General features: G+C 72.1%; 22 protein-coding genes. 11 read left to right on the top strand and 11 right to left on the bottom strand.

The features are described 5' to 3' along the window. Window positions 1-49: 49 nt before the first annotated feature. Window positions 50-631: a hypothetical protein gene (locus FXF51_RS11950; RefSeq protein WP_148434353.1), complete on the bottom strand. Its 582-nt coding sequence runs from the start codon at window positions 629-631 to the stop codon at window positions 50-52. Between the two features lie 165 nt (window positions 632-796). Between FXF51_RS11950 and FXF51_RS11945 the strand changes: the two genes are divergently transcribed. The 3 genes from FXF51_RS11945 (at window position 797) to FXF51_RS11935 (ending at window position 2,118) form a co-directional block, all read left to right on the top strand. Beyond that, window positions 797-988: a hypothetical protein gene (locus FXF51_RS11945; protein ID WP_148434352.1), complete on the top strand. Its 192-nt coding sequence runs from the start codon at window positions 797-799 to the stop codon at window positions 986-988. A 6-nt stretch (window positions 989-994) separates the two neighbouring features. Beyond that, on the top strand, window positions 995-1,807 hold the full coding sequence (locus FXF51_RS11940; RefSeq protein ID WP_148434351.1) for an MBL fold metallo-hydrolase: 813 nt from the start codon (window positions 995-997) through the stop codon (window positions 1,805-1,807). Between the two features lie 83 nt (window positions 1,808-1,890). Beyond that, window positions 1,891-2,118, top strand: coding sequence for a hypothetical protein (locus FXF51_RS11935; protein WP_148434350.1), 228 nt, complete (start codon window positions 1,891-1,893; stop codon window positions 2,116-2,118). A 77-nt stretch (window positions 2,119-2,195) separates the two neighbouring features. Here FXF51_RS11935 and ligD read toward each other — a convergent pair whose 3' ends face one another. Further along, window positions 2,196-3,197, bottom strand: coding sequence for a non-homologous end-joining DNA ligase (gene ligD / locus FXF51_RS11930; protein ID WP_148434349.1), 1,002 nt, complete (start codon window positions 3,195-3,197; stop codon window positions 2,196-2,198). A 312-nt stretch (window positions 3,198-3,509) separates the two neighbouring features. On the opposite strand from ligD, the gene msrB reads away from it, so the two are divergent. Then, window positions 3,510-3,911, top strand: a complete 402-nt coding sequence (gene msrB, locus FXF51_RS11925; protein WP_148434348.1) for a peptide-methionine (R)-S-oxide reductase MsrB — start codon at window positions 3,510-3,512, stop codon at window positions 3,909-3,911. Between the two features lie 173 nt (window positions 3,912-4,084). Here the strand turns inward: msrB and FXF51_RS11920 are convergent, their stop codons facing one another. Continuing rightward, window positions 4,085-4,933 carry a hypothetical protein gene (locus tag FXF51_RS11920; RefSeq protein WP_148434347.1) on the bottom strand — a complete coding sequence of 283 codons (849 nt, stop codon included), beginning with the start codon at window positions 4,931-4,933 and terminating at the stop codon, window positions 4,085-4,087. A 218-nt stretch (window positions 4,934-5,151) separates the two neighbouring features. Beyond that, window positions 5,152-5,382: a hypothetical protein gene (locus FXF51_RS60730; RefSeq protein WP_187414322.1), complete on the bottom strand. Its 231-nt coding sequence runs from the start codon at window positions 5,380-5,382 to the stop codon at window positions 5,152-5,154. An 88-nt stretch (window positions 5,383-5,470) separates the two neighbouring features. On the opposite strand from FXF51_RS60730, the gene FXF51_RS11910 reads away from it, so the two are divergent. Beyond that, the gene (locus FXF51_RS11910) at window positions 5,471-5,968 is read left to right on the top strand and encodes an ABC transporter permease (RefSeq protein WP_262379470.1); all 498 of its coding nucleotides are present in this window, start codon (window positions 5,471-5,473) and stop codon (window positions 5,966-5,968) included. A 5-nt stretch (window positions 5,969-5,973) separates the two neighbouring features. Here the strand turns inward: FXF51_RS11910 and hemQ are convergent, their stop codons facing one another. Further along, window positions 5,974-6,675, bottom strand: a complete 702-nt coding sequence (hemQ, locus tag FXF51_RS11905) for a hydrogen peroxide-dependent heme synthase (protein WP_187414320.1) — start codon at window positions 6,673-6,675, stop codon at window positions 5,974-5,976. A 5-nt stretch (window positions 6,676-6,680) separates the two neighbouring features. Further along, window positions 6,681-8,084 (bottom strand): protoporphyrinogen oxidase, encoded by a 1,404-nt coding sequence (hemG, locus tag FXF51_RS11900; protein WP_262379447.1) that lies wholly within the window; start codon window positions 8,082-8,084, stop codon window positions 6,681-6,683. Window positions 8,085-8,191: 107 nt separating this feature from the next. Between hemG and FXF51_RS11895 the strand changes: the two genes are divergently transcribed. Further along, entirely contained in the window at window positions 8,192-9,139 is a 948-nt protein-coding gene (locus FXF51_RS11895; RefSeq protein ID WP_148434345.1) for a DUF4349 domain-containing protein, read from the top strand. A gap of 91 nt (window positions 9,140-9,230) precedes the next feature. Here FXF51_RS11895 and hemE read toward each other — a convergent pair whose 3' ends face one another. Further along, window positions 9,231-10,247, bottom strand: a complete 1,017-nt coding sequence (hemE, locus tag FXF51_RS11890) for a uroporphyrinogen decarboxylase (RefSeq protein WP_148434344.1) — start codon at window positions 10,245-10,247, stop codon at window positions 9,231-9,233. 608 nt (window positions 10,248-10,855) lie between these two features. Here hemE and FXF51_RS11880 point away from each other — a divergent pair. The 5 genes from FXF51_RS11880 to FXF51_RS11860 all read left to right on the top strand — a co-directional run bounded on the left by FXF51_RS11880 (window position 10,856) and on the right by FXF51_RS11860 (window position 16,002). Then, entirely contained in the window at window positions 10,856-11,452 is a 597-nt protein-coding gene (locus FXF51_RS11880) for a DUF3000 domain-containing protein (protein ID WP_148434342.1), read from the top strand. A gap of 45 nt (window positions 11,453-11,497) precedes the next feature. Then, complete coding sequence (locus tag FXF51_RS11875; RefSeq protein ID WP_148434341.1) at window positions 11,498-12,736, top strand: ribonuclease D; 1,239 nt, start codon at window positions 11,498-11,500, stop codon at window positions 12,734-12,736. Between the two features lie 130 nt (window positions 12,737-12,866). Beyond that, the gene (locus FXF51_RS11870; RefSeq protein ID WP_148434340.1) at window positions 12,867-14,012 is read left to right on the top strand and encodes a Gfo/Idh/MocA family protein; all 1,146 of its coding nucleotides are present in this window, start codon (window positions 12,867-12,869) and stop codon (window positions 14,010-14,012) included. Then, window positions 14,009-15,160 (top strand): dihydrodipicolinate synthase family protein, encoded by a 1,152-nt coding sequence (locus tag FXF51_RS11865; protein WP_148434339.1) that lies wholly within the window; start codon window positions 14,009-14,011, stop codon window positions 15,158-15,160. The genes FXF51_RS11870 and FXF51_RS11865 overlap by 4 nt, the downstream gene beginning before the upstream one ends. Next, the gene (locus tag FXF51_RS11860; protein ID WP_148434338.1) at window positions 15,157-16,002 is read left to right on the top strand and encodes a sugar phosphate isomerase/epimerase family protein; all 846 of its coding nucleotides are present in this window, start codon (window positions 15,157-15,159) and stop codon (window positions 16,000-16,002) included. The genes FXF51_RS11865 and FXF51_RS11860 overlap by 4 nt, the downstream gene beginning before the upstream one ends. A gap of 31 nt (window positions 16,003-16,033) precedes the next feature. Here FXF51_RS11860 and FXF51_RS11855 read toward each other — a convergent pair whose 3' ends face one another. From FXF51_RS11855 to FXF51_RS11840, 4 genes are read right to left on the bottom strand one after another with little or no spacing between them, the layout of a single operon-like run. Then, a complete protein-coding gene (locus FXF51_RS11855) occupies window positions 16,034-16,663 on the bottom strand; it encodes a response regulator (RefSeq protein WP_222871244.1) in 630 nt (209 codons plus the stop codon). Then, entirely contained in the window at window positions 16,639-17,727 is a 1,089-nt protein-coding gene (locus FXF51_RS11850; protein ID WP_148434337.1) for a sensor histidine kinase, read from the bottom strand. The genes FXF51_RS11855 and FXF51_RS11850 overlap by 25 nt, the downstream gene beginning before the upstream one ends. A 7-nt stretch (window positions 17,728-17,734) precedes the next feature. Continuing rightward, window positions 17,735-18,433, bottom strand: coding sequence for an ABC transporter permease (locus tag FXF51_RS11845; RefSeq protein ID WP_148434336.1), 699 nt, complete (start codon window positions 18,431-18,433; stop codon window positions 17,735-17,737). Beyond that, the gene (locus FXF51_RS11840; protein WP_148434335.1) at window positions 18,430-19,146 is read right to left on the bottom strand and encodes an ABC transporter ATP-binding protein; all 717 of its coding nucleotides are present in this window, start codon (window positions 19,144-19,146) and stop codon (window positions 18,430-18,432) included. Before FXF51_RS11840 ends, FXF51_RS11845 begins: the two co-directional genes overlap by 4 nt. Between the last annotated feature and the right edge of the window lie 34 nt (window positions 19,147-19,180).

The following is a 19,180-nucleotide window of genomic DNA, read 5'->3' as shown; positions in this document are numbered from 1 at the left end:
ACGCCCACGCGCGGACGGCTCGCCCGGGGCGTGTCCGGGCGGGGGCGGGTCAGACGACATCCCTGCGGCGCCGTACCGCGAAGCCTGTCAGCCCGGCGCCGGTCAGCAGCGCCACCCCGCCCACCGCGAACGGCCACACCGGCTCGCCGCCGCCCGCCAGCGCGCCGCCGCCCGTCTCCGGATGCCCCTTGGGCACACGGTGCTCGTCCTCCCCCGCCGGCCGCCACGGCGGCGCGCTGCCACTGGGCCAGGAGTCGGTGGGCACGGGCACGCTCGACCACGACTCGTTGGGCGCCGGGGCGTCCGACCACGAATCGGTGGGCTCGGGCGCGTCCGACCAGGAGTCGGTGGGTTTCGGGGCGTCCGACCAGGAATCAGTGGGCTGGGGCGCTGTCGACCAGGAGTCGCCGGATTCGGCGTCACCGGACCAGGAATCGTCCCCGCCGCCCGGATGGTCGTCCGGGGGGTCGTCGCAGAGCAGAGGCAGGTGCACCGTGCAGGCGGACTTCGTGCCGGGGACCCGGGGATCGGTGTCGGCCGAGGCAGGGCCGAGGCCGGCCGCCAGGCTCACACCCGCCACCATGAAGGCGGTCGCCGCTCCAGCCGCCGCGAGACGTCGCGCTCTTGGCATGAGAAGGCTCCAGACGTGGTTGTCGCCCCCCGATGCACAAGAGAGCCTTGCGAACTATTAGACCGCCAGTCAAGTAATGTGACCGAAGTGAAACCGTCCAGACACGGAGGGTTTGCCGCCGACCCGGCGTGGCAGGAGAGTTAGTCACAAAGGGGGACAAATGCCATGAGCAATCCGCAACAGCCCGAGCTGCGCAGGTCAGGCAAGGCCAGCACCGACTCCAAGTCCGCGGACGCCGCCAGGGACGCGAAGGGCGGGAGGCGCTCCGGCCGTCCGCACGGCACGGACAAAGGACGCAAGGGGGGCGGCAAGGGCGGCGGCGTGCCCCCGGCCCAGCGACCTCGACACCCGGAGTGAGATCTCGTGAAGGGAAGCCTGCAGTTCATCGGGAACGCCACCACGCTGATCCGTTACAACGGCTTCACACTGCTGACGGATCCGAACTTCCTGCACCGCGGGCAGCGCGCGTACCTCGGGTACGGCCTGGCCTCGCGCCGCCTCACCGACCCGGCCATGGAGATCGAGGACCTGCCGCCGCTGGACGCGGTGCTGCTGTCCCACATGCACGGCGACCACTGGGACCGGGTGGCGCAGCGCGGCCTGGACAAGGCGACGCCCGTCGTCACGACCAAGTCGGCGGCCGGACGGCTGCGGCGGCGCGGCTTCCGCAGGAGCGTGGGGCTGGAGAACTGGCAGCAGCACGAGTTGCGCGGCCCCGGCGGCACGGTGCGGATCACCGCGGTGCCCGCCAAGCACGCGCCGGGCCCGGCTGAGGCGCTGCTGCCGCCGGTGATCGGCACGATGGTGGAGTTCTGCAACCAGGACGAACGGGTGGAGCTGCGCCTGCACATCAGCGGCGACACGCTGCTCGACCGCCGCCTGGACTCGATCCCGCGCCGCTTCCCCGACATCGACCTGGCCATCGTGCACCTGGGCGGCACGAAGCTGCTCGGCACGCTGATGGTGACCATGGACGGTGAGCAGGGGGCCGCGTGGGTGGATCTGATCGACCCGCACACGGTGGTGCCGGTCCACTACGACGACTACGGGGTGTTCAGCTCGCCGCTGGACGACTTCCGGCATCACATCGAGCAGGCCGGGCTCGCCGATCGGGTCGTGTACCTGGAGCGGGGCGAAACGCGCGAGCTGGCGCCGCATCGCCTGATGCGGCGCTGACGGGGGCGCGGACGCCCGTGATGCACTACGATCTGCGACGGCATCGTGCCGCAAGGTGAGTGTCGTCGAGAGCGGGCGGTCATATGAAGCATGCGCTGGTACCGGCCGCGGCCCTGCTGGTCGTCGCGGGCGTGGCGGCGATCGGCTGCGGCGACACCGTGTCCACGACCGGAACGCCGCACGTCATCCCCATGCCGGGCAGGCCGGCGGTGCCCGCGGGCCCGCCGCCCACGCTCGTCCAGCCGCCGGTGCCGGTGCCGACGCCGCTGCCGGCGTTCAAGCCCGAGCCCGCCCTGGACGCGTCGCCCTGAGTGCCCGCCATGGACCGGCTCACCTCAGGTGCCCGCCATGGACGGCTCGCCCCGGCTGCCCGCCCCGGACGCCCGCCCTAGGTGTCGGACCTGGCCTTGCTCGGCTGGACGCGCTTGGGCTCGCCGGGCATCTTCGGATAGTTGGGCGGGTACGGCAGGTCGCCCCGCTCGTCCCCGGCGTACAGCTCCAGCAGCGGTTCGATCGAGTACGCCCGATCGTCGATGGCCGCGTGCACGTCGCCCAGTTTGGCGAAGCGGACGGGCACCGTGCGGATGTCGAAGTCGCGCGGGTCGGCGTCGGCGAGCTCGTCCCAGGTCAGCGGGGTCGAGACGGGCGCGTACGGCTTGGCGCGCACGGAGTAGGCGCTGGCCACGGTCCGGTCCCTGGCGTTCTGGTTGTAGTCGATGAACACCCGGTCGCCCCGCTCCTCCTTCCACCAGGCCGTGGTCACCAGGCGGGGGTCGCGGGCCTCGACGGCCCTGGCCAGGGCGATGCCGGCGTGGCGTACCTGGATGAAGTCCCAGCGCGGCTCGATGCGGACGGCGATGTGCGCGCCGCGGTTGCCTGAGGTCTTGACGAAGCCTTCCATGCCCAGCTCGCCGAGCACGTCCCTGGTCAGCAGCGCCGCCTTGCGGGCGGCGTCGAACTCCAGGCCCGGCTGCGGGTCGAGGTCGATGCGCAGCTCGTCGGGGTGCTCGACGTCGGCGGCCCGCACCTGCCACGGGTGGAAGTCGATGGTGCCGAGGTTGGCGCAGTAGGCGATGGCCGCCACCTCGGTGACGCGCAGCGACTGCGCCGTGCGCCCGCTGGGGAACGTCACGGTGACGGACTCCAGCCAGTCGGGGTGCTTGGGCGGCATGCGCTTCTGGTAGATCGCCTCGGTCTGCACGCCGTCGGGGTGGCGCTTGATGTTCGTGGGACGGTCCTTGAGCGCCCGCAGCGCCCCTTCGCCGACGCTCACGTAGTACTCGACCAGTTCCCGCTTGGTGGCGCCGATCTCAGGAAAGTAGACCTTGTCGGGATTGGTGACCTTGACGGTCCGCTCCCCCACCTCGAGCTCTATGTACGGCGATGCCATGGTTCCGAACCTACTCCAAGCGGGGTGGGCCCGTCCCGGAGCCACCTCGGTGGCGGGACCGAGAGCTCGACGGGACGGACCACGAGACCATCCGCCGCCGTGCCGGGCGCTGGCGCGCCACCCGGCAGGCCGTGGCGATCCCTAGCGGCGCCAGCACGGGCGTGGGCTGTGCCGCTCGACGGGATCCACGGATGATCACCCCTTGGCAAGGAGGCGATGACACCCCCTTGCCTACAAAGACGCAAATTCACCCCAGAACAGATGCTTCACCCTGCGGAGATCTCTTTTTGCACGATCTCGTACGCTGGACACATGGACAAGGTGGTCAAGAGCGAGGCCGAATGGCGGTCCGAGTTGTCGCCCGAGGAGTTCCACGTCCTCAGGCAGGCCGGCACCGAGCGCCCGTTCGCGGGGGAGTACGTCGACACCAAGACCGAGGGCGTGTACTCGTGCCGCGCCTGCGGGGCCGAGCTGTTCCGGTCTGACACGAAGTTCGAGTCGCACTGCGGGTGGCCGAGCTTCTTCGAACCGTCCGAGACCGACGCCGTGCGGCTGATCGAGGACCGCACCCACGGCATGGTCAGGACCGAGGTGCGGTGTGCCCGGTGCGACTCGCACCTGGGGCACGTGTTCCACGGCGAGGGATACCCCACGCCGACGGACGACCGCTACTGCATCAACTCGATCTCCCTGCGGCTCGAACCCAAGGGGTGATCACGCGGCGACGCGGCGTATCGATCGTCTTCCAGGGGTACGAGTGCCGCGTGCGCTTTGTCCATCTTCGCCACCGGTGGGTGACGATCGAGACGATCGGTCGCGTCGTCACCCAGCGGTGCGAAGTGTGTTCGAAGACGCGGGTCCGGGTCCGCTGACCCGGGCCTCGCCGTTCACCCCGGGGCGGGATGGGTGACGCGGCAGCTGCGGTCGCCGGGGCCGATGATGTTGGCGAGCACCGGGTTGCCGTTCCCGCCGAACTCGGCCTGGACGAACACGACCGGGTCCTCCACGCCGCGGCTGCGGAGGTAGGCGAGGCCGCGTTCGCAGAGGATGATCGCGGTGAGGGAATTGTCGGCCGTTTCCGGCAGGTCTGTGTAGATGCGCAGGTATCCGCCGACGCTGCGCACGTCTTTGAGGTGTTTGAGAGTCTTGTCGTTCGGGCCCCAGTTCGTGCTGAAGTACTCGGCGGCCTGGTGATCCGTGTGGCGGGACGGGCCGTCGGCGCGGTAGTCGACGCCGTCCTCGGGGGGCGGGCCGCCCGCCAGGACGTCCTCGGGGGACGTGGTGCCGCCGGGCAGGGCGCCTGTCACCGTGCCGCCGGTCGTCCGGCCGGGGGTGGGGGCGGGTTGCTGAGCTTGGGGGCGCTGGACCTCCCGCATCCTGGCCTCGGCGCTCGCTTCAGGGCCGGTGCCCACGGTCCCGCCGTCGCCCGCCACCGCCGACGCGTCAGCGCCGTTCGCACCAGTTCCGCCGTTCGCGCCGGCCCCATCGTTCGCGCCCGTCACACCGGTCGTGCCTGTCGCGGCGGTCCCTCCGTTCGGGCCGGTGGCGCCCGGGCCCCCGTCATTGCCGCCAGGGCCGGTCGAAGCGGCGGCGCGGTCCTGCCCGCCGCCCGCATGCGCTTCCCCGTGCACACCCAGCAGGGCCTTCGAGCCGATCCCGCCGTTCACCCCGAGCAGCGCGACCGTCCCCCCGACCAGCACGCACACCACCCCCGCCCACCGGCCCTTCCACCTCACCGGCGCACTCCGCGACACCCCCGCCGCCTCCGGGCCGCTCCCGATCACCAGCGGCCCCTGCCCCGCCGCCCCCGCGTCGCTCTCCGTACGCCCCCGGGCGTGCCGTGCCCGATGTCCCGCGACATGGCGTCCGCCGGCGTGCCGCCGGCGGCCCCGCCCACCGCTCCGTCCTCCGGTCTCCTGCACCCCGACCGACCTCCCCGCAATAGGCCCGTTCCCTAGACGCCCACCCGCCTTGGAACGTTCACATCGGCCCGCCGCAAACACGCGGCCGCCTCCCGGGCCTGCGCTTCTTCGCCCGCCTCTACGGCCTGGGCCGCGCGGACGCCCGCGCCAGGATCGACGAGGTCCTCCAGGTCGTCGGCCTGGCGGAGCGGGCCAAGGACCCGGTCGAGGAGTACTCCGGCGGCATGAAGCGCCGCCTCAACATCGGCGTCGGCCTCCTGCACCGCCCGCCCTTGCTGACGTCTCCAGCTTCGACCTCGCAGCTCCTGCTGTTCACCTTCCTCACCTCACTGACCGGCGCGGCGGCTCGGGCTGTCGCGCAGGATGTACGCGGCGCCGGTGTCCAGCGGGACGATCCTGCTGGGCGAGGCGGCGGGCCGGGTCGCCGTGGCGCTGACCCAGGCGCTGATCATCATGGTGGGGCCGGGGCTGCTGTTCGGCGTGCGGTGGGGCGACCCGCTGGGCGCGGCGGCGCTGGTGCTGGCGTTCTCGCTGGTGGGCGGCGGGGCGGCGATGCTGCTCGGCTCGACGCTGCGAACCGGGCAGCAGGCGGTCTCGGTCGGGTTGCTGCTCGGGCTGGGGCTGGCCGCGATCGGCGGCACGATGGCGCCGATCGACTTCTTCTCCGAGACGATGCGGCGCCTGGCGCACGTCACCCCGCACGCGTGGGCCCTGGACGGGTTCGCCGAGCTGCTGCGCGGGGACGGCACGATCGCCGACGTCCTGCCGCAGCTCGGCGTGCTGATCGCCTTCGCCGCGATCCTCTTCGCCCTCGGGGCGTGGCGGCTGCGCGCCGCACTCACCCGCTGAGGACCCTAGGGGAGGGCGGCGACGAGCTCCTGCACCGGCTTGCGCGCCCCGGTGTAGAACGGGATCTCGACGCGGGTGTGCCGGCGGGCCTGCGCGCCCCGCAGCGTACGCATGAGGTCGACGATCCGGTGCAGCTCGTCGGCCTCGAACGCCAGCATCCACTCGTAGTCGTTGAGCGAGAAGCACGACACCGTGTTGGCCCGCACGTCGGGATAGTCGCGCGCCATCCTGCCGTGCTCGGCCAGCATGGCCCGCCGCTCGGAGTCCTCCAGCAGGTACCACTCGTAGGAGCGCACGAACGGGTAGACGCTCACGTACGCCCGCGGCTCCTCCTCGGCGAGGAAGGCCGGGATGTGTGACTTGTTGAACTCGGCGGGCCGGTGCAGCGCCATCGCCGACCACGCGGGCCTGGTGTGCCGGCCCAGCCGGGTGCGGCGGAACCTGGCGTACACGTCCTGCAAGTCTTCAGGCGTGGGCGCGTGCCACCAGAACATGAAGTCGGCGTCGGCCCGCAGCCCGGCCACGTCGTAGACCCCCCTGGTCACGACGTCCTTGCCGGCGGCCTGGTCGAGCAGCTCCTGAACCTCCGCCGCGAGCTCGTCGCGGTCGCCTGGACAGGGCTCGGTCACCTGGAAGACCGACCACATCGTGTAACGGATCACCTGGTTGAGATCGCGGGCCTTCGGCCGCGGAGCGCCCTCTGTCATGGTGACTATTCTCCTCGCCTGTTGAGGTGGTCCAGAATCCGGGCGGCGGCCGTGCGGGCGGTGCCGACGCAGGCGGGGATGCCGATGCCGTCGTAGGCCGCGCCGCACACGGCCAGCCCCGGCTCGACCGACACGGCGGCGCGGACCCGCGCCACCCGGTCGAGGTGCCCCACGTTGTACTGCGGCAGCCCGCCGCCCCATCGCGTCACCCGGGTGTCGAAGGGCAGCCCGCGCACGCCCATGACGTCGCCCATCTCGGCCATGGCCAGCGACACCAGCTCGGCGTCTTCGCGCTGGAGCAGGTGCTCCTCGCCGATCCGGCCGATGGAGCAGCGCAGGATCACCAGGTCCTTGGTCAGATGCGGCCACTTCACCGAGCTGAACGTGACGGCCTTGACCGGCCGCCGCTCCACGGGCGGCACCAGGTAGCCGCTGGTGGCGGGCTGCTCGGGGAAGGCGTCCATCGGGTAGGCCAGGGTGACGACGGCCATGCTGGCGTACTCGATCCTGGCCAGCTCGGCGGCGGCCTTCGGCACCTCCTGCTTGAGCAGCCGGCTCGTGGCGGGCCCCGGCGTGGCCAGGATCACCGCGTCGGCCTCGATCACCTCGGGCCGCGGCACGGGGCCGGTGATCAGCCGCCAGCCGGCCTCGGTGCGGTGCAGCTCGCGCACGGTGACGCCCGTCCTGACGTCCGCCTCGGACGCCTTGGCGACCGCCTCGGGCAGGGTGCCGACGCCGCCGCGCAGCGTGGTGAAGACCGGCCCGGCGTCCTTGGGGGCCTCGGCGGCCAGGTGCCTGGCGGCGCTCAGCAGCGAACGCTCGGAGCGGGCCACCGCCGCCACCCGCGGCATCGTGGCCTCCAGCGACAGCCTGTCGGCGCGGCCGGCGTAGACGCCGCCGAGCAGCGGCTCGACGAGCCGGTCGACGATCTCGGCGCCCATCCTGGCGCGGATGTAGGCGGCCACGGACACGTCGGTGCGCACCAGGGTGGGTGGCAGGATCTGGTCGAGCGGCACGCGCAGCAGCCCGCCGGGCGAGACGACGCCGGACTTGGCCAGCTCGGTCAGGTCGGACGGCACGCCCATGATCTGGCCCTTGGGCATGGGCCGCAGCACGCCTCTGGTGTAGACGGCCGAGCTGAGCGAGCCGGGGAAGACCAGGTCGTCGCCGAGGCCGACGGCCTTGGCCAGCTCTTTCCCCTCGGGCCGCCTGGCCAGCATGGACTCGGCGCCCGCGTCGACGCTCACCCCGGCGACCTCCGAGGCGTGCAGCTTCCCGCCGATGCGTGGCGAGCCCTCCAGGACCGTCACCCTGATCCGATCGCCCGCGTTCTGGCGGAGATACCACGCGGCGGCGAGGCCGGAGATCCCCGCGCCGACGATGACCACGTGCGCCCGATTCCCTTCCACGTCTCCTGACGCTACCGCCTCAACGGCTCGGCCAGCCGCGCGGGGCGCGTGATCGTACCGTGATTCCCCCTGTCAAACCGGGGCCGTCCGCGACCCGTCATAAGGACATGACGAGATTCCGGTACGGCATCGCGCTCACGGCGGTCTGCGCGACCGCGTTACTGACGGGCTGCGGTGGTGGCGGCGAGTACGCCACCAGCCAGTCGGCGGACTCCGCGCCCGCCCCCACGAGCCAGGCCCAGGCGGGCGGCGCGGCCCGCGACGAGAGTTCGAGCAACGAGGCCCGGCCCGAGAAGGTCGAGCAGAGCGGTGGCGACGGTGTCGTCTCCGGGGTCAAGGTCGTCCAGCAGGACCGGCAGGTCATCTACACCGGCAGCATGACCGTGCGGGCCACGCAGGTGACGCCCGCCGCCCAGCAGGCCAAGCAGATCGCGACCGAGGCCGGCGGTTATCTGTCGCAGGAGGAGAGCAACGCCTCGGGCGACGACGAGGCGTCCGCCATGCTGGAGTTCAAGATCCCGGTCGCGAAGTATCCCGAGGTGCTGCGGCGGCTCGGCGGCGAGCTGGGCAAGCAGCTCTCGCTGAACCAGAACGCCCAGGACGTCACGTTGAAGGTGGCCGACGTCGAGAGCCGGCTGAAGTCGGCGGAGCAGTCGCTGGAGTCGCTGCGCACGCTGCTGAAGCGGGCGACCACGATCGGCCAGGTGCTGGACGTGGAGCGCGAGATCTCCGAGCGCGAGGCCGACCTGGAGTCGCTGCAGGCTCAGCAGAAGCAGCTGGCCGCTCAGACCACGATGGCCACCCTGACGTTGCGCCTGGTGGGCCCGGTGACAGTGGTGGACGACCCGGCCGACGAACCCGCAGGCTTCCTCGGCGGCCTGGCGGCGGGCTGGCGCGCGCTGGTGTCCTTCACGAAGACGGCGCTGACGGTGATCGGGGCACTGCTCCCGTGGGCCGCCGTATCGCTCCCGCTCATCGTGCTGATGGTCTGGCTCATCCGCAGAGACCGCCGCCGCCCCGTCCCCCCGCCCCAGCCGGGCCCGGAAGCCCCCTGACCACGACCACCACCGCGTGAACCACGTCGAGCGCAGCGGGTCTCCGGCACGCATGACGGCGGCGGCCCGTGGGGGTTCCCGAAAAGGCTTGTCAGAACTCGTGCACCAGATCGGTGAGACGCTTCAACTGATCCGGGTCGGTGGAGGGCAGCACGCCGTGACCCAGGTTGAACACGTGCCCCTCGGCCGCCTTGCCGCGCCGCAGCACCTCGAGCGCCTTGCGCTCGACGACCTCCCAGGGGGCCAGCAGGATCGCCGGGTCCAGGTTGCCCTGCAGCGCCTTGCCCGGCCCGACCCGGCGGGCGGCCTCGTCGAGCGGCACCCGCCAGTCGACGCCCACCACGTCGGCCCCGGCCTCGCCGAGGACGCCCAGCAGCTCTCCCGTGCCCACGCCGAAGTGGATGCGCGGCACGTCGGCGATGCCGTCGAAGATGCGCCGGGTGTGCGGCAGGATGAACTCGCGGTAGTCCTCGGGCGCCACGGCCCCCACCCACGAGTCGAAGAGCTGCACCGCCGACGCGCCCGCCTCGACCTGGATGCGCAGGTGCTCGGCCACGATGCCGGACAGCCGCTCCATGAGCTGGTGCCACAGCCGCGGCTCGCCGTACATCATGGCCTTGGTGCGGTCGTGGTTCTTGGACGGGCCGCCCTCGATGAGGTAGGAGCCGAGCGTGAACGGCGCTCCGGCGAAGCCGATCAGCGGGGTGCCGCCGAGCTCCGCGGTCAGGGCGCGGATGGACTCGGTGACGTACGGCACGTCGCCGGGCTCCAGGGGGCGCAGCGCGTCGATGCCCCTGGCGTCGCGGATCGGGTCGGCGACGACGGGGCCGACGCCCGGCTTGATGTCGAGGTCGACGCCGATGGCCTTGAGCGGGACGACGATGTCGCTGAAGAAGATGGCCGCGTCGACGCCGTAGCGGCGGACGGGCTGCATGGTGATCTCGACGATCAGGTCGGGGGTCGCGCACGCGGTGAGCATCGGGACGCCCGCGCGGACCTTGTGGTATTCCGGCAGCGCCCGGCCGGCCTGGCGCATGTACCAGACGGGGGTGTGCGGAACGGGCTGGCGGCGGCAGGCACGCAGGAACGCGGAGTCGGCGAGGTTCACCTCACCAGGGTAGTGGCTGGGAACGCCGGTCCAGCGGGCCGGGACACGCCCCCCGCGGTGTCGGAAAAAGATGCATTGGACACCCCAAATCATGATCAGATAGCCAGATGAAGGTTTACCGGTCTGCTCGGCATCGGCACCGCACACGGGTCGAACACACCCCATGTCCGGCCAGAGAGCCGGTCTCGACTGGGCCAAATGTTCCCCAAGTCACCGCGCGGCATCGATTCAGCGACCACTTTCGGGACACGCCGAGCGCGTTGCGGGGAATTGTCAGCGGCTCGTGCCAACGTCGGGGGCACGACCCGAAGAAAGGCCCCGGTTCGATGACTCGTGCGATGACCGCGTTGTGGATTTCCCCAGAGCGCCGCAGTGAGCGCTGCCCCTCCTGCGCCGAGGAGCGGCCGTTCGAGCAGCCGCCGTGCCTTGACGGGCACGAGCCGGGCCAGTGCCCCGAGTGGGCCTGCGTCGACTGCGGCCACGCGATGGTGTTCGCGACCGCCGAGACCATCCGCCCGGCACGCCAGCTCGTTACGGCAGCGGCTTGATTCCGAAGGATGAGCACCCCCGTGGTCCCCTTCCGCCCGTCCTCGACCTACGCTTCGGCTATGACACTCGGTGACCAGCCGCCGCCTCCGGCCGCGTTCACGCGCGCCGCGGAGAGCCTGCGGCGCGCCGAGGTCAGGCCGGAGATCGAGCTCGAGGACCTGCCCGCGCCGCAGCGGCTGGCCCCCTACTCGGCCGCCATCGGCGCGTCGGTCTACCGCGACGACGACGAGCTCGCCGTCGGCAGGCTGATCCTGCTCTACGACCCTGACGGCCAGCGCGGGTGGGAGGGCCCGTTCCGCCTGGTGGCCTACGTCAGGGCGGACATGGAGCCGGAGATCACCTCCGACCCGCTGCTCGGGCCCGTCGCGTGGAGCTGGCTGACCGAGGCTCTCGACGCACATCAAGCCGACTACTCCGCCGCTGGCGGTACCGTGACAAGAGCCGTGTCCGAGGGGTTCGGCAACAAGGCCGACGACCCGGTCACGACCGAGCTCGAGCTGCGGGCGTCGTGGTCACCCGCGCGGGAGGATCTGTCCGGCCATGTCGCCGCCTGGTGCGACCTCATGTGCCTGGCGGCCGGGATCCCGCCGCTCCCGCCGGACGTGGCCGCTCTGCCCCGCCGACGTGATGATCCGGAGAGTGACCGAACGAAGTGAGGGCACCAGTCAAGACAGCACCAGCGTCATGAGGTCGGTGAACTCATGACAGAAGAACGCACAGCGGAACGAGCGGTGGAGCCGCTACTGGAGCCGCGCGAGGGCATCCCTCCGGTCGTCGCCGACGCCGCCGGGCTGGCCGAGGTGGTGGCGCGGTTCGCCGCCGGCAGCGGTCCCGTCGCGGTGGACGCCGAGCGTGCCTCCGGCTACCGCTACGGCAACCGCGCCTATCTCGTGCAGCTCCGCCGGGCCGGTGCGGGCACCGCGCTGATCGATCCGATCGGGTGCCCCGACCTGACGGCGCTCGACGAGGCCGTGGCCGAGGCGGAGATCGTGCTGCACGCCGCCTCCCAGGACCTGCCGTGCCTGATGGAGGTCGGGTTCAAGCCGCGGGTGATGTTCGACACCGAGCTGGCCGGGCGGTTGCTCGGCTACGAGCGGGTCGGGCTGGGCACGATGGTGGAGACCGTCCTCGGGCTGCGGCTGGAGAAGGGGCACTCGGCGGCCGACTGGTCCACCAGGCCGCTGCCGGAAGACTGGCTGCGTTACGCCGCGCTCGACGTGGAGGTGCTGGTCGAGCTGCGCGACGTGCTGCACGCAGAGCTGACGGAGTCGGGCAAGCTGGAATGGGCGCGCGAGGAGTTCGCGGCCGTGCTCGACACCCCGCCGCCCGCGCCGCGCTCCGACCCGTGGCGGCGCACGTCGGGCATCCACAAGGTGCGCAACGTGCGCGCGCTGGCGATCGTGCGCGAGCTGTGGAACATGCGCGACCGCATCGCCAGGGAGGCCGATCTGGCCCCCGGCCGGGTGCTGCCGGACGCGGCGATCGTCACCGCCGCGCTGGAAGGGCCCCGCACCAAGAAGGCATTGACCGAAATTTCGGCATTCACCGGGCGAAGTGCGCGCCGGCACATGAGCGACTGGCTCGCCGCCGTCTCCCGGGCCAGGAACCTGCCCGACAACCAGCTCCCCCAGCCCAGCACCCCCGGCGACGGCCCGCCGCCGCCCAACCGCTGGGCCGACCGCGACCCGGCCGCCGCCAAGCGCCTGGCCGCGGCCCGCGCGGTGGTCGCCGCGCTGGCCGAGGAGCACCACATGCCCACGGAGAACCTGTTGCAGCCCGACGCGGTGCGCAGGCTCACCTGGGAGCCTCCCGCCGAGATCACCGAGGAGAGCGTGACGGCCAGGCTGCGCGAGCTCGGCGCCCGCGAGTGGCAGCTCTCGCTGGCCGCCGCACCCATCACCAAGGCCCTGTCCAGGCTGGGGACGCGCGGCGAGCTCTAAGCTCGTCACGGGCGCCCCGGCCACGGGCCCGGCAGGCCCACCTGAGGTTCGCGCTACTTGACGCCTTCGGTGGCCCGGCCGTACCGTTCGGGAAAGCGCTTTCCACTTGTTGTGCCTCGAAGGGATCCTCATGAGCGTGCGCACCATCGGCGTCGTGATGAACGGCGTCACCGGACGGATGGGCTACCGTCAGCACCTGGTCCGGTCCGTCCTGGCCATCAACGAGCAGGGCGGCGTGACGCTCTCGGACGGCTCCAGGGTCAAGCTCAAGCCCGTACTGGTCGGCCGCAATGCCGACAAACTTGCAGATATCGCAACAAAGCATGACATTGCGGATTTCACCACGGACCTCGACGCGGCACTCGCCGACGACGGCAACGTGATCTACTTCGACGCCCAGGTCACCAGCGCCCGGGTCAAGGCCGTGCTCAAGGCCATCGAGGCCGGCAAGCACATCTACGCCGAGAAGCCCACCGCCGAGTCGACCCAGGAGGCCATCGCGCTGGCCGAGGCCGCCACGGCCAAGGGCGTCAAGAACGGCGTCGTGCAGGACAAGCTGTTCCTTCCTGGCCTGCTCAAGCTGAAGCGGCTCATCGACGGCGGCTTCTTCGGCCGCATCCTGTCGGTGCGCGGCGAGTTCGGCTACTGGGTGTTCGAGGGCGACTGGCAGGAGGCCCAGCGCCCGTCGTGGAACTACCGCGCCGAGGACGGCGGCGGCATCGTGCTCGACATGTTCCCGCACTGGCACTACGTGATGGAGAACCTGTTCGGCCGCGTGCGCTCGGTCTACGCCCAGGCCGTGACGCACGTGCCGGCCCGCGTGAACGAGCAGGGCAAGGAGTACCAGGCCACCGCCGACGACGCCGCGTACGGGATCTTCGAGCTGGAGGGCGGCGTCGTCGCCCAGATCAACTCCTCCTGGACGGTCCGCGTGAACCGCGACGAGCTGGTCGAGTTCCAGGTGGACGGCACGCACGGCAGCGCCGTCGCGGGCCTGCGCAACTGCCGCGTCCAGCACCGCTCCGCCACCCCCAAGCCCGTCTGGAACCCCGACCTGCCCGCCACGGCGCGCTTCCGCGACGGCTGGCAGGAGGTGCCGGACAACGCCGAGTTCGACAACGGCTTCAAGGTGCAGTGGGAGGCGTTCGTCCGGCACGTGGTGGAGGACGCGCCGTTCCCGAACGACTTCGCCTCGGGCGCGCGCGGCGTGCAGCTCGCCGAGCTGGGGCTGCGCTCCAACGCCGAGGGCCGCAGGATCGAGGTGCCGGGCCTGTGAGGATCGACCTTCCCGGGTTCGGCTCGTACCCGCTGAGCGAGCCGGCGACCTGGCCGGTCGTGGACCGGCCGGCGACCAGCCGCATCGTGTACGCCGCCGCGCACGTGGTGGCCGACCCGCTGGGCGACAACACGCCCGGCTCCCCCGCCGCCGTGGACTGGGAAGCCACCCTGCGCTTCCGCCGCCACCTGTGGTCGCTGGGCCTGCGCGTGGCCGACGCCATGGACACCGCCCAGCGCAACATGGGCCTGGACTGGGCCGCCACCAGGGAGCTGATCCGGCGCAGCGCCGCCGAGGCCCGCGCGTACGGCGACCCTGCCACGCTGGTCTCCTGCGGCGCGGGCACCGACCACGCGCCCGAGGCCGGCACCCTGGACGCGATCACCGCCGCGTACGCCGAGCAGATCGAGACCGTGCAGTCGGCCGGCGCGGGCGTGATCGTCATGGCCTCCCGCCAGCTCGCCAAGGCCGCCTCGGGCCCGCAGGACTACCACCAGGTGTACGGCAAGCTCTTCGGCGTCGCCGAGCGACCGGTGATCCTGCACTGGCTGGGCGAGATGTTCGACCCTCAGCTCGCCGGATACTGGGGCTCGCGCGACGTCGCGGCGGCCACGGAGTCGTTCCTGGAGCTGATCCACGCCAACGCCTCGATGGTGGACGGCGTGAAGGTGTCGCTGCTGGACGAGCAGCACGAGATCGGCCTGCGCGCGGCGCTGCCCGAGGGCGTCAAGCTCTACACCGGCGACGACTTCAACTACCCGTCGCTGATCAAGTCGGGCTCGCACGCGCTGCTGGGCATCTTCGACGCGATCGCCCCGGCGGCGGCGGCCGCACTCCAGGCCCTGGACGCGGCCGAGGCCGGCGACGAGCAGGCGGCGGCCCGTTACGACGAGATCCTCGCGCCGACCGTCCCGCTGTCGCGCAAGATCTTCGAGACGCCGACGTACAACTACAAGACCGGCATCGTCTTCCTGGCCTGGCTGAACGGCCACCAGGACGCGTTCGCCATGGTGAACGGCGCCCAGTCGGCCCGCTCGCTGCTGCACCTGTCGGAGGTGTTCCGCCTGGCCGACCAGGCGGGGCTGCTGGCCGACCAGGAGCTCGCGGTGCGCCGGATGAAGGCGCTGCTGGCGGTGAACGGCCTGTGAGTCTGTCTCTCAACCAGTGGACGACCAGGCACTGGACGCTGCCCGAGGCCGTGGACGGCTGCGTGCGGCACGGCCTGGAGGCGATCGGGCTGTGGCGGGAGAAGGTCGCCGAGACCGGCCTCGCGCAGAGCGTCAAGCTAGTGCGGGACGCCGGGCTGCGGGTGTCGTCGCTGTGCCGCGGCGGCTTCCTCACCACGGATGACGGTACGGCCTTCGCGCAGGCGCTGGAGGAAAACCGGCGGGCCATCGACGAGGCGGCCGAGCTGGAGGCCGCCTGCCTGGTGCTGGTCGTGGGCGGGCTGCCCGGCGTGAAGCCGGGCGAGCCGCTGCCCGGCGCCTTCGGCCGTGACCTGGCGGGAGCCCGCGAGCGGGTGGCCGAGGCGCTGGCCGAGCTGGCGCCGTACGCCGGGGAGCGGGGCGTCAAGCTGGCGCTGGAGCCGCTGCACCCGATCTACTGCCCGGACCGCGCGGTGATCTCCACGCTGGGGCAGGCGCTCGAGCTGAGCCTGCCGTTCCCCGAGGAGCAGGTCGGCGTGGTCGTGGACACCTTCCACGTGTGGTGGGATCCGCGCCTGTTCGAGGACATCGCCCGCGCCGGGAGCCGGATCGCCTCCTACCAGGTGTGCGACTACCTGCACCCGCTGCCCGAGGACGTGCTGCTCGGGCGGGGCATGATGGGCGACGGCGTGATCGGCTTCCGGCCGATCACGGCGGCGGTCCAGGCGGCCGGGTACAGCGGGGACGTCGAGGTGGAGATCTTCAACGCCGAGATCTGGGCCGCCGACCCCGATGAGGTAGTGGCCACGATGAAGGCGCGTTACGAGGAGGTCGTGCTCGCCTGACAGGGTTGAGCGGCGGCGGGGTGGGGCGGCGTCAGATGAGGCGCCGCTCCATCGCCGCGACCACGGCCGCCGCCCTGTTGTCCACGCCGAGCTTGGCGAAGACGTGCTTGAGGTGCGTCTTCACGGTGGTCTCGCTGATCAGCAGGGCCCGCGCCACCTCCTTGTTGGCGGCCCCGCGCGCGATGAGCCTGAGCACCTCCAGCTCCCGTGGCGTCGGCGCCGTCGCGGGCTTGCGACCGAGGCCGTCGATGAGCTGCGAGGTGATCCGCTGGGCCAGCACCCGCCCACCGGCCGCCGCCGTCCGCACGGCCGCCTGGAGCTCCTCGCGCGGCGCGTCCTTGAGCAGGTATCCGGCCACCCCCGCGGCCAGCGCCCGCGACACGTCCGCGTCCGTGTCGTACGTGGTGAGCACCACGACCCGGATGCCGGGGTGGTCGGCGGCCAGCCGTTCGATGGCGCTGACGCCGTCGAGCCCCGGCATGCGCAGGTCCATCAGCACCACGTCGGGTTCGGCGGCCCTGGCCAGGACGAGGGCCTCGTGCCCGTCGCCCGCCTCGGCCACCACCTCGATGCCGGGCACGCCGTCGAAGACGCCGCGCAGCCCGTCGCGTACCACGGGGTGGTCATCGACGATCATCAGGCGCACGGGATGCTCACGCACAACGCGGTCCCTTCTCCCGGAGCCGACTCCACGGTGACGGTGCCGCCCGAGCGGGCGGCCCGCTCGCGCATCGCGATCAGTCCGTAGCCGCCGGCCGGGCCGGCAGGGTCGAAGCCCGCGCCGTCGTCGAGCACGTCCAGGGTGACCTCCTCCTCCATGTACGACAGCGTCAGGACGGCGCGGCGGGCGCCGGCGTGCTTGGCCACGTTCGCCAGGCCCTCCTGGGCGGCGCGCAGCAGCGTGGCCGCCACGTCCTCCGGCAGCCGCCGCGGCTCGCCGTCCACCGACACGGTCGCGGGCACGCCGGTCGCGGCCGACCAGCGCCCGGCCACGCCCTTCAGCGCCTGGTGCAGCGGGGCGCGTTCCAGCGGCTCCGGTCGCAGCGCGTCGACCGAGCGCCTGGCCTCGTTGAGGCTGTCGCGGGCCAGCCGCTTGGCCTGGGCGATGCGCTTGCGCACCGTCTCGGGGTCGTCGATGCCCTGCTCGGCCGCTTCGAGCTGAGCGATGATGCCGCTGAAGCCCTGGGCGAGCGTGTCGTGGATCTCCCTGGCGAGCCGGGCCCGCTCCTCCAGCGCCCCCACGACCAGGTTCTGCTCGCTGTGCTTGACCAGGTCGTGGGTGAACAGGCCCATGATGAGCGTCAGTGCCGCGCTGCCGACGATGTTGGCCAGCACGGACGGGTCGTCGGGGACGGCCTCGAACGCGCCCGCCGCACTGGCGCTCGACAGCACGAGCAGCACCGCGCCCGCGTAGCCCCACCGGCCGGGCAGCAGCAGGTAGGGCAGCGAGACCAGGCCGTACGCCATCGCCTGGTAGGACGGGTTGGTCCTGACGAGCGCGTAGTTCAGCGCCACCAGCACCAGGAAGTGCCAGGCCGTGAGGTCGAGGTGGCGCAGGAGCTTCGGCCTGCGGGCGATGAAGAGCGTGTACCAGACGCCCATCAGCGCCGTCAGCGCGAGCCCGGCGGGGTCGAACCCCTCCCGCAGGGCGGCGATCGACGCGGCCATCGCGAGACAGGCGTAGAAGAGCACGTGGAAGACCCGGGGCCAGCCTGCCTCGTCCAACGTCCGATCACTCCCAGCGGAACACCGCGGCCGCGATGGCGGTGCCGACCACGATTATCGCCGAAACGACGAGATAGGGCATCGGCGCGGGAGCGCCGAACCAGCTCTCCCTGAGCGCGGTGACGCCCTGGGTGAGCGGCAGGTAGCCGCCGATCTCGCGGAGCGGCTCCGGCAGCCCCTCGCGGGGGATGGCCGCGCCCGCCAGGAAGATCATCGGGAACATGACGACCATGCCCATCAGCTCGGCGGTCCTGGCGCGGGGCGCGACGGCGGCGATCACGAAGCCGATGGCGTAGCACATGAGCGCGCACAGCACGAAGGCCAGCGTCAGCGCGGCCGGATGCGCGGGCGGCGCCACCCCGAACGCGGCCACCGCCACCCCCGCCAGGATGGCCGCTCCCGCGACGGCCATCACGAGCTGAGCCGCGATCTGCGCGGTGAGCAGCGTGAGCGGCGACACGGGGGTGGTGGCCAGGCGGCGCAGCACCTTGCGCTCCCGGTAGCTCGCCATGATCGCGGGCAGCGTCGAGATTCCGCCGATGGCCAGGATCATCGCCAGGTAGCCGGGCACGAACAGCTCCAGCCGGTCGCTGCCGGCGTTCAGCACCAGCAGCATGGCCGGGAAGGCGACCATGAAGAACAGGGTGCTCAGCTCCCTGGACAGCAGCCTGACCTCCGACACCGACAGGTGCGCGAGCGCCTTCATCGGCCTTCCTCCGCCGCCAGCGCCAGGTAGGCGTCCTCCAGCGACTCAGTCCCCGTGCGGCCGGTCAGCTCGCGCGGGCTGCCGAGCGCCACGATCCTGCCGCGGCCGAAGACGGCCACCCGGTCGCACAGCTCCTCCGCCTCGTCCAGGTAGTGGCTCACCAGCACGACCGTGGTGCCCGCCGCCTTGAGGTCGCCGACGAGCGTCCAGGTCTCGCGGCGGGCCACAGGGTCGAGGCCGGTGGTCAGCTCGTCGAGCACGACCAGCTCCGGGCCGCCGACCAGGGCCAGGGCCAGCTTGAGTCGCTGCTTCTGGCCGCCTGACAGGTCGCCGTACGCCTTGGCCGCGATCGGGCCGAGGTCCCAGCGCCGCAGCACCGCCCGCCAGTCGTCCGGCCGGTCGTACAGGGCGGCGAACAGCCGCATCGCCTCGGCCACCCTGAGCCGGTCGGGCAGCTCGCCCTCCTGTAACTGCACGCCGATGCGCTGGGCCAGGGCCCGGCGGCGGCGCGCGGGGTCCTGGCCCAGCACCCGGACCGTGCCCGAGTCGGGTCTGCGCAGGCCCGACAGACATTCCACCGTGGTGGTCTTGCCCGCGCCGTTGTGGCCGAGCACGCCGAACGTCTCCCCCTGGGCCACCGTGAACGACACCCCGTCCACGGCGCGGGTCCGGCCGTACGTCTTGCGGAGGTCCTTGACCTCGATCACCGTCATGCTCCGAGCCTCGCGCCGGAGGGCGGGCGGCGGC

Origin of the sequence: Nonomuraea sp. PA05 (genome assembly GCF_008086045.1) — a bacterium.
GTDB classification, from domain to species: domain Bacteria; phylum Actinomycetota; class Actinomycetes; order Streptosporangiales; family Streptosporangiaceae; genus Nonomuraea; species Nonomuraea monospora.
This window is presented reverse-complemented; position numbering and strand designations above follow the sequence as displayed.

Coding starts and splice junctions, on each gene's coding strand:
- FXF51_RS11950 (WP_148434353.1), bottom strand. CDS start 631: ATGCCAAGAGCGCGACGTCTCGCGGCGGCTGGAGCGGCGACCGCCTTC.
- FXF51_RS11945 (WP_148434352.1), top strand. CDS start 797: ATGAGCAATCCGCAACAGCCCGAGCTGCGCAGGTCAGGCAAGGCCAGC.
- FXF51_RS11935 (WP_148434350.1), top strand. CDS start 1,891: ATGAAGCATGCGCTGGTACCGGCCGCGGCCCTGCTGGTCGTCGCGGGC.
- ligD (WP_148434349.1), bottom strand. CDS start 3,197: ATGGCATCGCCGTACATAGAGCTCGAGGTGGGGGAGCGGACCGTCAAG.
- msrB (WP_148434348.1), top strand. CDS start 3,510: ATGGACAAGGTGGTCAAGAGCGAGGCCGAATGGCGGTCCGAGTTGTCG.
- hemQ (WP_187414320.1), bottom strand. CDS start 6,675: ATGACAGAGGGCGCTCCGCGGCCGAAGGCCCGCGATCTCAACCAGGTG.
- FXF51_RS11895 (WP_148434345.1), top strand. CDS start 8,192: ATGACGAGATTCCGGTACGGCATCGCGCTCACGGCGGTCTGCGCGACC.
- FXF51_RS11880 (WP_148434342.1), top strand. CDS start 10,856: ATGACACTCGGTGACCAGCCGCCGCCTCCGGCCGCGTTCACGCGCGCC.
- FXF51_RS11875 (WP_148434341.1), top strand. CDS start 11,498: ATGACAGAAGAACGCACAGCGGAACGAGCGGTGGAGCCGCTACTGGAG.
- FXF51_RS11870 (WP_148434340.1), top strand. CDS start 12,867: ATGAGCGTGCGCACCATCGGCGTCGTGATGAACGGCGTCACCGGACGG.
- FXF51_RS11845 (WP_148434336.1), bottom strand. CDS start 18,433: ATGAAGGCGCTCGCGCACCTGTCGGTGTCGGAGGTCAGGCTGCTGTCC.
- FXF51_RS11840 (WP_148434335.1), bottom strand. CDS start 19,146: ATGACGGTGATCGAGGTCAAGGACCTCCGCAAGACGTACGGCCGGACC.